This window comes from Pseudomonas sp. H1_G08, assembly GCF_054681355.1.
The window spans coordinates 1,565,662-1,577,818 of record NZ_CP162822.1 but is presented as its reverse complement, the minus strand read 5'-3'; the positions used below and the strand labels follow the sequence as shown (position 1 = coordinate 1,577,818).

Annotated in this window: 9 protein-coding genes; all 9 read left to right on the top strand. The window is 60.0% G+C overall.

Annotated features, from left to right (window positions below; translation table 11 throughout):
* The first annotated feature begins 78 nt into the window (after positions 1–78).
* The 9 genes from AB4N85_RS07105 to AB4N85_RS07065 all read left to right on the top strand — a co-directional run bounded on the left by AB4N85_RS07105 (position 79) and on the right by AB4N85_RS07065 (position 12,146).
* Positions 79–360, top strand: a complete 282-nt coding sequence (locus AB4N85_RS07105) for a peptidylprolyl isomerase (RefSeq protein WP_041478733.1) — start codon at positions 79–81, stop codon at positions 358–360.
* 131 nt (positions 361–491) lie between these two features.
* Complete coding sequence (locus AB4N85_RS07100; RefSeq protein WP_252869361.1) at positions 492–2,360, top strand: extracellular solute-binding protein; 1,869 nt, start codon at positions 492–494, stop codon at positions 2,358–2,360.
* A complete protein-coding gene (locus AB4N85_RS07095; protein ID WP_252869360.1) occupies positions 2,360–3,421 on the top strand; it encodes a microcin C ABC transporter permease YejB in 1,062 nt (353 codons plus the stop codon). The genes AB4N85_RS07100 and AB4N85_RS07095 overlap by 1 nt, the downstream gene beginning before the upstream one ends.
* Positions 3,421–4,443, top strand: a complete 1,023-nt coding sequence (locus AB4N85_RS07090; RefSeq protein ID WP_041478730.1) for an ABC transporter permease — start codon at positions 3,421–3,423, stop codon at positions 4,441–4,443. The genes AB4N85_RS07095 and AB4N85_RS07090 overlap by 1 nt, the downstream gene beginning before the upstream one ends.
* A gap of 9 nt (positions 4,444–4,452) precedes the next feature.
* Positions 4,453–6,027: an ABC transporter ATP-binding protein gene (locus AB4N85_RS07085; protein ID WP_252869359.1), complete on the top strand. Its 1,575-nt coding sequence runs from the start codon at positions 4,453–4,455 to the stop codon at positions 6,025–6,027.
* A 132-nt stretch (positions 6,028–6,159) separates the two neighbouring features.
* Positions 6,160–7,575 carry a sigma-54 interaction domain-containing protein gene (locus tag AB4N85_RS07080; RefSeq protein WP_252869358.1) on the top strand — a complete coding sequence of 472 codons (1,416 nt, stop codon included), beginning with the start codon at positions 6,160–6,162 and terminating at the stop codon, positions 7,573–7,575.
* 274 nt (positions 7,576–7,849) lie between these two features.
* Entirely contained in the window at positions 7,850–9,241 is a 1,392-nt protein-coding gene (locus tag AB4N85_RS07075; RefSeq protein WP_016774505.1) for a GntP family permease, read from the top strand.
* Between the two features lie 7 nt (positions 9,242–9,248).
* Positions 9,249–10,022 carry a 3-hydroxybutyrate dehydrogenase gene (hbdH, locus tag AB4N85_RS07070; protein WP_252869357.1) on the top strand — a complete coding sequence of 258 codons (774 nt, stop codon included), beginning with the start codon at positions 9,249–9,251 and terminating at the stop codon, positions 10,020–10,022.
* Between the two features lie 150 nt (positions 10,023–10,172).
* Positions 10,173–12,146, top strand: coding sequence for an acetoacetate--CoA ligase (locus AB4N85_RS07065; protein ID WP_252869356.1), 1,974 nt, complete (start codon positions 10,173–10,175; stop codon positions 12,144–12,146).
* Positions 12,147–12,157: the final 11 nt, after the last annotated feature.

The window sequence follows — 12,157 nt, the reverse complement described above, 5'->3', positions numbered from 1 at the left end:
GAATGGAACTTTGCCGAGAATTCGCCGACTGATTCCGGTACGCTCCACCTTTTATTGAAACAGTTCGGAGAATTCCCCATGGCCAAAGCCACTGCCCGCCACATCCTGGTTTCCAGCGAAGACAAGTGCAACGAACTCAAGGCTCAGATCGAAGCCGGCGCCGATTTCGCTGAAGTCGCCAAAGCCAACTCCACCTGCCCGTCCAGCCGTCAGGGCGGCGATCTGGGCTCGTTCGGTCCAGGCCAGATGGTCAAGGAATTCGACACCGTGGTATTCAGCGCGCCGATCAACGTCGTGCAAGGCCCGGTAAAAACCCAGTTCGGTTATCACCTGCTGGAAGTCACCAGCCGTCAGGACTGATTCGTCGTCCGATTGCTGACAACGGCCCGCCTTCTGGTGGGCCGTTGTGTTTCAGTTACACATACGGCTGGCGAGTGGCGCGCGGCTCGCGTACAACTTGCGCTTATCGATTTTGCGTTCCAAGGCTGACGATGCGACTGGTTTTTCCCACACTGATGCTCACCGCCCTCGCCTTTCTCATTGGCGCCGCTGGCGTGAACGCTGCCCCGCAACACGCACTGACCGTTTACGGCGAACCGGCCAAATACCCCGCCGGTTTCAGCCATTTCGACTACACCAATCCGCAAGCGCCGAAGGGCGGGACGATGCGGCGCTCGGCCATCGAGATCGGCCACTTCGACCATTTGCTGCCTTATATAGACAAAGGCATCGGCGTGACGCAGATCGACGGCCTGCTGTACTCGCCGCTGGCCCAACGCTCGCTGGACGAGCCTTACACCGTCTATGGTCTGGTTGCGCAGAAGATGGAACGTTCGGACGACGGTCTTTCGCTACGTTTCTTCATCAACCCGAAGGCGCGCTTTGCCGATGGCAAACCGATCACTGCCGAAGACGTTCGCTACACCTACAACCTGCTGATGACCCAAGGCAGCCTGCGTTATCGCACCCAGTTTGCCGACGTCAAAGGCGTCGAAATCGAGGCACCGCTGACCGTGCGCTTCGACTTCAAAAGTAACGAAAACCGCACCCTGCCCCTGGATATCGCGACCCTGCCTGTGTTCCCCGAACACTGGTGGAAGAGCCGCGATTTCGCCAGCGGCGGTGGTTATGAACCGCCGCTGGGCAGCGGGCCGTACCGGATTGGCAAGGTCGACTCCGGGCGCAGTATCACGTTCGAACGCAATGGCGACTGGTGGGGCAAGGACCTGCCGGTCAGCCGCGGCCTGTACAACTTCGACCATTTCAGCATCGAGTACTTCGGCGACACCGATGTCGCCCGCCAGGTGCTGCGTGGTGGCGCCTATGACTACAACCGCGAGTTTTCCGCGACCGGCTATTCGATCGGCTACGACAGCCCTGCCCTCAGCGATGGCCGTTTGCAGAAGGCCCACCTCGCCACTGAAGCGCCGCAATCGGCCCAGGGTTTCGTGTTCAACCTGCAAAAGCCGATGTTCCAGGACCGCCGCGTGCGCCAGGCACTGGCGATGCTCTGGGATTTCGAATGGAGCAACCGGCAGATGATGCGTAACGTCTATATCCGCCAGCAGAGTTACTTCTCCAACACCGACCTCGCCGCCCGACAGTTGCCCGACGCACAGGAACTGAAAATCCTTGAACCACTGCGCGATCAGATTCCCGAAGAAGTGTTCACTGAAGTCTTCGAAGCGCCGAAGACCGATGGCAGCGGCATCATCCGTGACAAGCAGTTGCAAGCCCTGCAACTGCTCGAGCAGGCCGGCTGGAAACCGGATGGCGACCAGTTGGTCAATAGCGCCGGCGAACCGCTGAGCTTCACTTTTCTGGTCAGCCAGAATGGCATGGATCGCCTGCTGTTGCCTTACAAGCGCACGCTGAAACAGATCGGCATCGAGCTCAATATCCGCCGCATCGACGCCTCGCAATACGTCAATCGCCTGATGAGCCGCGACTACGACATGATCGTCACCGGCTATCCCGTTACCACTTCTCCGGGTGGGGAATTGCTCAACTACTTCGGCTCGGCAGCGGCCAACGATCCGGGCGCAAACAACTACATGGTGCTGAAAAATCCGGCAGTCGACACTTTGATCAACGGCCTGATCCGCGCCTCGACCCAATCAGACATGCTGCATTACGCCCATGCGCTGGACCGGGTGCTGCAATGGAACTACTACTGGATTCCCAATTACTACCCGCCAGGCACCTCGACCGTCTGGTGGAACCGCTTCGGCATTCCCACGGTGCAGGCGAGCAATGACGAAGCCATCGAGAGCTGGTGGGAAATCAGCCGCACGCCGCTGACCAATCAGCAAATGACCGCCGAGAAAATCAGTCGCAGCAGACCCGGAGGGCCGCACTGATGTGGGGTTACATACTGCGGCGCCTGCTGCTGATCATTCCGACGCTGGTGATCATCCTGCTGGTCAATTTCGTGATCGTTCAGGCCGCGCCCGGCGGACCGGTCGAACAAGCCATCGCCCACCTGCAAGGCATTGGCGGCGCCAGTGTCGGCGGCGGTGCCAGCGAGACATCGAGCAACGCTTCGCGCGCCAGCCGCGGCCTCGACCCGCAACTGATCAAGGACATCGAAAAGCAGTACGGTTTCGACAAACCGACCCACGAGCGTCTGTGGCTGATGCTGAAGAATTACGCGCAACTGGACTTCGGCAAGAGCTTCTTCCGTGGTGCAACAGTCACCGACCTGATTCTGGAAAAGATGCCGGTGACCATTTCGCTCGGGCTGTGGGCGACGCTGATCACCTATCTGGTGTCGATCCCGCTGGGCATCCGCAAGGCTGTGCACCACGGCAGCCATTTCGATATCTGGAGCAGCACGGCGATCATCATCGGTTACGCCATGCCGGCGTTTCTGTTCGCGATGTTCCTGATCGTCGTATTCGCCGGCGGCACTTCGCTGAACTGGTTTCCGGTGCGCGGGCTGGTGTCGGACAACTTCGAATCGCTGTCGACACTGGGCAAGATCGCCGATTACTTCTGGCATCTGGTGCTGCCGGTCACCGCGCTGGTGATCGGTGGATTCGCGACGCTGACGATCCTTACAAAAAACTCGTTCCTCAATGAAATCACCCGACAGTACGTAGTAACGGCCCGCGCCAAAGGCTTGAGCGAACGCCGCGTGCTGTACGGGCACGTGTTTCGCAATGCCATGCTGTTGGTGGTCTCGGGGATACCTCAGGCGTTCATCAGTGTGTTCTTCGCCGGCTCACTGCTGATCGAAGTGATCTTCTCCCTCGATGGCCTTGGGCGCATGAGTTACGAAGCAGCGGTATCGCGGGATTATCCGGTGGTGTTCGGCTCACTGTTCATCTTCACCCTGTTCGGCCTGCTGATAAAACTGATCGGCGACCTGTGCTACACCCTGGTCGACCCGCGTATCGACTTCGCCGCGAGGAATGCCTGATGTTCAAGCTCTCGCCTTTGGGTCGTCGCCGTTTCGAACGTTTCAAGAAAAACCGTCGTGGCTGGTGGTCGCTGTGGCTGTTCATCGGCCTGTTCATCCTGACGCTGGGTGGCGAGTTGATCGCCAACGACAAACCGTTGATGGTCAGTTATCAGGGCCAGTGGTACTTCCCGGTGTTCAAGCGCCATACCGAACAGGAGTTCGGCGGGCAACTGCCGTTTCAGGCCGATTATCGCAGCGAGTACGTGCAGAATCTGATACGCAAGGACGGTGGCTGGTTGCTGTTCCCGCCGATTCCGTTCAGCGACGACACCCCCAACTATGATCTGAACAAACCGGCGCCAAGTCCGCCGACTTCGGTGAACTGGCTGGGCACCGACGATCAGGCGCGCGATGTGCTGGCGCGGGTCATCTTTGGCGCTCGGGTGTCGATTCTGTTTGCCCTGATGCTGACTTTTGTCAGTGCGCTGATCGGTATCGCCGCCGGCGCATTGCAGGGGTATTACGGTGGCTGGGTCGACCTGCTCGGACAACGCGTGCTGGAGGTATGGTCGGGGCTGCCGGTGCTGTATCTGCTGATCATCCTCTCCGGTTTCGTCGAGCCGAATTTCTGGTGGCTGCTGGGGATCATGGCGCTGTTTTCCTGGTTGGCGCTGGTGGACGTGGTGCGCGCCGAGTTCCTGCGCGGGCGCAATCTGGAATACGTCAAAGCCGCACGTGCCCTGGGCCTGACTGACCGCAAGGTGATCTTCCGGCACATTCTGCCCAACGCAATGAACGCGACGCTGAGTTACCTGCCGTTCATTCTGACCGGAGCGATTTCGACGCTGACCGCGCTGGATTTCCTCGGCTTCGGCATGCCGGCCGGCAGCGCTTCGCTGGGTGAACTGATCGGTCAGGGCAAGCAGAACCTGCAAGCACCGTGGCTCGGGTTGACCGCGTTCTTTACCCTGGCGCTGATCCTCTCCTTGTTGGTATTCATCGGCGAAGCGTTACGTGACGCTTTTGACCCTCGATCCTGAAGCGTGACCATGACTGAAAACCTGATTGAAATCCGCAACCTCAATGTCGCCTTCCATGGTCAGACTGTGGTGCGTGACCTGTGCCTGGATATCCGCCCCGGTGAGTGCCTGGCTCTGGTGGGCGAATCGGGCTCGGGGAAATCGGTGACCGCGCATTCGATCCTGCAACTGCTGCCTGAGAGCGAGGCGCAAACCCGTGGCAGCATCCGCTATCGCGGGCAGGAGTTGCTCGGTGCTGATCCGAAGGTCTTGCGAGAACTGCGCGGCAATCGCATCGCGATGATCTTTCAGGAGCCGATGACTTCGCTCAATCCGCTGCACACCATCGAAAAGCAGATCGGCGAGACCCTGTTGCTGCACCGCGGCCTCGGCGGCAAGCAAGCGCAGCAGCGCATTCTCGAATTGCTCGGACTGGTCGGCATTCAAAAGCCCAAGGAACGGTTGAAAGCCTATCCGCATCAACTCTCTGGCGGGCAACGGCAACGGGTGATGATCGCCATGGCCCTGGCCTGCGAACCGGAGTTGTTGATTGCCGACGAGCCGACAACGGCACTGGATGTCACCGTGCAGCGCAAGATTCTCTTGCTGCTCAAGTCCCTGCAACAGCGGCTCGGCATGTCGCTGCTGCTGATCAGTCACGATCTCAATCTGGTGCGCAGCATCGCGCAGCGGGTGTGTGTGATGAAGGCTGGCGAGATCGTCGAGCAGGCACCCTGCGAAACCCTGTTCACCGAACCCAAACACTCTTACAGCTGCGTGCTGTTGAACGCTGAGCCGGAAGGTGAAGCCCTGCCCCGTGACGAACGTGAAAATGTACTGGAAGTCGCTGACCTGCGCGTCGATTTCCAGGTCGGCGGCGGGCTGTTCAGGCGCAAGCAGTATCTGCGCGCAGTCGATGGCATCAGTCTGAATATTCAGCGTGGCAAGACCTTGGGCATTGTTGGCGAATCCGGTTCGGGCAAGTCGACGCTGGGTCAGGCGATCCTGCGCTTGCTGGATTCCGAGGGCAGCATTCGCTTTCAGGGCGAAGCGCTGGACGGCCTCAATCAAAAGCAGCTGCGGCCGTGGCGGCGGCAGATGCAGGTGGTGTTTCAGGACCCGTTTGGCAGCCTGAGCCCGCGCATGTCGGTGGCACAGATCATCAGCGAAGGCCTCGAAGTGCATTTCGAGTCGACGGCCAATGAGTGCGATGAGCAAGTGATTCGCGTGCTCAAGGAAGTCGGCCTCGACCCGGAAAGCCGCCATCGCTACCCGCATGAATTTTCCGGCGGCCAACGCCAACGCATTGCCATCGCCCGGGCCTTGGTGCTGAAACCGGCGCTGATCCTGCTCGATGAACCGACCTCGGCCCTCGATCGCACCGTACAGAAACAAGTGGTCGCCCTGCTCCGTGATTTGCAGGAAAAATACGGTTTGACCTACCTGTTTATCAGCCATGATCTGGCGGTGGTGCGCGCGTTGGCACACGACATGATCGTGATCAAGGACGGCCAGGTGGTAGAGCGTGGTGCCAGTCACGACGTGTTTGACAACCCGCAACATCCCTACACCAAAGAGCTGTTGGCGGCGGCGCATCCGGGGTAGGTTTTTTTCTGTAAATCCGCGGCGCGGCATTCGCGAGCAGGCTCGCTCCCACATTGGAATGCAGTCCCCTGTGAGAGCGAGCCTGCTCGCGAAGGGACCGGTACCAGCAACAAACAATCAGGATCAGCCTCAATGAACACCACCGAAAGCCTCAAGGACTACCAACGGGTGCGCACTCTGGCGATCCGTTCGCTGTTCGAGATCATCGAGCAATCCAGTGAGGGCACGGTGATTGTCGATCGCGATGCGAACATCGTCTGGATGAACGAACGCTATGCCCGGCGCTTTGGTCTCGAATCGGCGGCAGGCGCTATCGGCAAGCCTTGCGAAAGCGTGATCCCCGGCAGCCTGCTGCGCGAGGTGGTGCGCACCGGTCGGCCGATTCTGCTGGACATGCAGGACACGCCAAAGGAGCCGCTGGTGGTGATGCGCCTGCCGATCCACGACGACGCCGGCAGCGTGATCGGCGCCATCGGTTTCGCTCTGTTCGACGAGTTGCGCACGCTGTCGCCGATGCTCAAGCGTTACCTGAGCATGCAGGAGGAACTGGCCTCGACCCGCTCGCTGCTGCGTGCGCGGCAGACCAAATACAACTTCGCCCACTTCATCGGTACCAGCGCTGCCAGCCTCGAAGTCAAACGACGTGCGCGACGAAGCGCCAGCGCTGATTCGCCCGTGTTGCTGCTGGGAGAAACCGGCACTGGCAAAGAGTTACTCGCACAAGCCATTCACAGCGCTTCGCCACGTGCACACAAAGCCTTCGTCAGCATCAATAGCGCGGCAATTCCAGAGGCGCTGCTGGAAGCCGAATTTTTCGGCACGGCACCCGGCGCCTTCACCGGCGCTGACCGCAAGGGCCGCACCGGTAAATTACAAATCGCTCAGGGTGGCACGCTGTTTCTCGACGAGATCGGCGATATGCCGCTACCGCTGCAAAGCAAACTGCTGCGCGTGTTGCAGGAAAAGGAGTTCGAACCGGTCGGCTCCAATGAAGTGATTCAGAGCGATGTGCGGGTAATCGCCGCGACGTCGACGGATTTGCAGGCGGCGATCAAGCGCGGCGAATTTCGCGCCGATTTGTACTACCGCCTCAATGTCCTGCCGATCCTGGTGCCGCCGCTGCGCGAACGTCTCGATGATCTGCCGGCGCTGAGCGAGGCGATTCTCGAAGAACTGCGCAGCCAGCATGAACTGCACCGCGATGCGCTGGCGCTGTTGGGCCAGCATGCCTGGCCGGGCAATATCCGTGAGTTGCGCAATGTGTTGGAGCGGGCGGCGTTGCTCAGTGATGACCTCATGCTGACCGAGCAGGATATTCGCGGGGCGATTGGCACGTTTACTCCCGTTGCGCGGACGTCCGAGCCGAGCACGCACGCATCGGCTCGGGAGACATTCGCGCAGGCGCGGGCGCGCTTTGATCGGCAGTTGATCGAATCGACCCTGGCGCAATGCGCGGGGAAGGTACCGGAGGCTGCGGTTCGGCTGGGTCTGGGGCGGTCGACGCTGTACAAGAAAATGGCTGCGCTGGGGATTGTCGAGTCTACATAAAGAGATATCGAATCTCTGTATGAAGACAAAACAAAAGCTTCGCGAGCAGGCTCGCTCCCACAGGGGAATGCATGTCATATGTGGGAGCGAGCCTGCTCGCGAAGGCTCCGGCCCATTCAAAGAAAATCTCAACTAAGAGACAAAAACAGCTTCGAGAACTCGACCGAGATCTAATTTCCTTATATTTCAAACAGTTAGAAGATTGGCACAAATCTCGCTAACACCTCTCCACACCCGTTTCACCCACAAAAATAACAATCTGGAGAGACACACCATGAGTGTGATCATTGCCTTGGCAGCCCTGACGCTGCTGATGCTCGCCGCTTACCGTGGCTACAGCGTCATCCTCTTCGCCCCGATCGCCGCCCTCGGCGCGGTGCTGCTCACCGATCCGTCCGCCGTTGCCCCCGCGTTCACCGGGGTGTTCATGGACAAGATGGTCGGTTTCATCAAGCTCTACTTCCCGGTATTCCTGCTCGGCGCGGTGTTCGGCAAGCTCATCGAACTGTCCGGTTTCTCGCGCTCGATCGTCGCCGCTGCGATTCGCCTGCTTGGCACCAAACAAGCGATGCTGGTGATCGTGCTCGTGTGCGCCCTGCTCACTTATGGCGGCGTGTCGTTGTTCGTCGTTGTCTTCGCCGTTTATCCGTTTGCAGCGGAGATGTTCCGCCAGAGCAATATCCCCAAGCGTTTGATTCCGGCGACCATTGCCCTCGGTGCATTCTCGTTCACCATGGACGCCCTGCCCGGCACGCCGCAAATCCAGAACATCATCCCCAGCACCTTCTTCAACACCACCGCATGGGCGGCGCCGTGGCTGGGTGTGATCGGCACGATCTTCGTGTTCTGCGCCGGCATGCTGTTTCTGCAGCGCCAACGCAACAAGGCGCAACGTGCCGGCGAAGGCTACGGCACTGAACTGCGCAACGAACCGGAAACTGCCGAAGACCTGAAACTGCCCAACCCGTGGATTGCCCTTTCGCCATTGCTGGCCGTGGGCATCATGAACCTGCTGTTCACCCAATGGATTCCGCAGTGGTATGGCAAGACCCACAGCCTCGCACTGCCGGGCATGGCCGCGCCGGTCACTACCGAAATCGCCAAGCTCACGGCGATCTGGGCGGTGCAGGCGGCGTTGCTGGTCGGCATCCTCATGGTGCTGGCGTTCGGCTTTAAGGCGATTAAAAGCAAGCTCGCCGAAGGCAGCAAAAGTGCGGTCAGCGGTGCGTTGCTCGCGGCCATGAACACCGCGTCTGAATACGGCTTTGGTGCGGTAATCGCTTCGCTGCCGGGCTTTCTGGTGCTGGCCGACTGGCTCAAGCAGATTCCCAATCCGTTGGTCAACGAAGCGATCACCGTGACGCTGCTCGCCGGCATCACCGGTTCGGCCTCGGGCGGCATGAGCATTGCGCTGGCGGCGATGTCCGAGCAGTTCATCAGCGCGGCGCACGCGGCGAATATCCCGCTGGAAGTGCTGCACCGCGTGGCCGCGATGGCCAGTGGCGGCATGGACACCCTGCCGCACAACGGCGCGGTGATCACCCTGCTGGCGGTGACCGGATTGACCCACCGCGAAGCCTATAAAGACATTTTCTGTATTACGCTGATCAAGACGCTGGCGGTTTTCGTGGTGATCGGCACTTTCTACGCCACTGGTATTGTGTGAGGTATTCATGACCACTCTTTCCGGCAAGACAGCTTTGGTGACCGGCTCCACCAGCGGTATCGGCCTGGGCATCGCGCTGACTCTCGCGAAAGCTGGCGCCAACCTGATTCTCAATGGCTTCGGCGATGCTTCGAAGGTGATCGCCGAAGTCGCTCAGTTCGGCGGCAAGGTCGGCCATCATCCCGCCGATGTCAGCGACCCGGCGCAGATTGCCGACATGGTCGCCTACGCCGAGCGCGAGTTTGGCGGCGTCGACATTCTGGTCAACAACGCTGGCATTCAGCACGTTGCGGCGGTAGAAGAGTTTCCGGTTGAGCGCTGGAATTCGATCATTGCGATCAACCTGTCATCGGTGTTCCACAGCACCCGTTTGAGTCTGCCGGGCATGCGCCGCAAGAACTGGGGGCGCATCATCAATATCGCCTCGGTGCACGGCCAGGTCGGCTCCATCGGCAAAGCCGCGTACGTCGCCGCCAAGCATGGCGTGATCGGCCTGACCAAAGTGGTCGGGCTGGAAACCGCGACCAGCAATGTCACTTGCAATGCGATCTGTCCGGGCTGGGTGTTGACGCCGCTGGTGCAGAAGCAGATCGACGATCGCGCGGCCAAGGGGGTCGATCCGCAGCAGGCGCAGCATGATCTGCTGGCGGAAAAACAGCCCTCGCTGGAGTTCGTCACACCGCAGCATCTGGGTGAGTTGGTGCTGTTCTTGTGCAGCGAAGCCGGCAGCCAGGTGCGCGGCGCGGCGTGGAACATTGATGGTGGCTGGCTGGCGCAATAAACACCTGGCCATTGTGGGAGCGAGCCTGCTCGCGAATGCGGTTTATCAGACACAGTTCGGGATACTGAGACAACGCTTTCGCGAGCAGGCTCGCTCCCACAGGGAATGATCTCCCTGGCCTGTACGAATCCGATAAGAAGAGGCAAGCCCATGTCCGACATTCTCTGGCAACCCGACACCCAGCGTATCGCCGGTTCGCGTATGGATGCCTTCCGGCGCGATATCAATCAGCGGCATTCGCTCAAGCTCGACGGCTACCCTGCCCTGCACCAATGGAGCATCGATCAGCGCCCGGCGTTCTGGCAGGCGATCGTCGATTTCTTCGACATCCGCTTCCACACTCAGCCCGACGCCGTCTTGCGTGAAGGTGCAGAAATGCCCAGCGCCGAGTGGTTCCCCGGCGCGACCCTGAACTTCGCCGAACACCTGTTGCGCCGACGCGACGATGCCGTGGCCGTGATCGCAGTTGCAGAGAATGGTCAGCGCGAACAACTGACCTGGGCCGAGCTGGCCGAACAGGTCGCCGGGTTTCAGGCGAGCCTGCGCGCGGCGGGCGTTGGCCGGGGTGATCGCGTGGCGGCGTGCATGCCCAACACCTGGCAAACCCTGGTGGCGATGCTGGCCACTACCAGCCTCGGTGCGATCTGGTCCTGCTCGTCGCCCGACTTCGGCACCCACGGCGTGATCGATCGCTTTGGCCAGATCGAACCGAAAGTGCTGCTCACCTGTGCCGGCTATCAATATGCTGGAAAAACTTTGGATCAAACCGCCAAGCTCAACGAAATCCTGACACAGCTGCCGTCGCTGCAGCAGTTGATCATTGTCCCGTACGCCCGTCCGCAAGCGCGCATCGAGGATTACCAAACCCACGCTGATGTCTGCTTCTGGGAAGACTTCTATCAACCCGGCGGTGAACCGGATTTCACCCCGGTGCCGTTCAATCATCCGCTCTACGTGCTGTACTCCAGCGGCACCACTGGCGTGCCGAAATGCATCGTCCACAGCACCGGCGGCGTGCTGCTGCAACACGTCAAAGAGCACGGCCTGCACTGCGATCTCAGTCCCGGTGACCGTTTGTTCTACTACACGACCTGCGGCTGGATGATGTGGAACTGGCTGGTCTCGGCACTCGCAGTGGGCAGCGCCGTGGTGCTCTACGACGGCTCGCCGTTCCACCCGAATCACCAGCGCCTGCTCGACCTGATCGACGATGAACGCATCAGCGTGTTTGGCACCAGTCCGAAATTCCTCGCGACGCTGGAAAGCAGCGGCGCCAGGCCACGGGAAAGCCATGATTTGAGCAGTTTGAAAACCCTGCTGTGCACAGGCTCGGCTTTGTCACCGCAAAGCTACGATTTCGTTTATCGCGACTTCAAAACCGAGGTGTGTCTGGCCTCGATGTCCGGTGGCACCGACATCGTTTCGTGCTTCGTCAATGGCAATCCGCTGTCAGCGGTACGTCGCGGAGAAATCATGGGCAAGAGCCTGGGCATGGCCGTCGAGGTGTGGAACGACGCTGGCCAGCCGGTGATCGGTGAGAAAGGTGAACTGGTCTGCACGCGGCACTTCCCGGCGATGCCGATCGGCTTGTGGAATGACCCCGACGGCTCAAAACTGCACCAGTCTTATTTCAGCCAGTTCCCCGGTGTATGGGCGCAGGGTGATTACGCCGAGCAATTGTCCGATGGCGCAATGATGATCCATGGCCGTTCGGATGCGGTGTTGAATCCGGGCGGCGTGCGCATCGGCACGGCGGAGATTTATCGGCAGGTCGAGAAAATCAGTGAAGTGCTGGACTGCGTCGCCATCGGTCAGCAATGGCAGGAGGATGTGCGCGTCGTGTTGTTCGTGCGTTTGCGCGACGGCGTCGAGCTGGATGAAGGGCTTGAACAGCGAATCCGCGAAGTGATCCGCGCCAATACCACACCCAGGCATGTTCCCGCACGCATCGTCGCAGTAACCGATATACCGCGCACCATCAGCGGCAAAGTCGTAGAGCTGGCGGTGCGCGATGTCGTGCATGGGAGGCCAGTGAAAAATACCGACGCACTGGCCAATCCCGAAGCGCTGGAGCAGTTTCGGGATCGGCGCGAACTGGCCATGAACGAAGTTATTCAACACTGAATTTCGTCTGG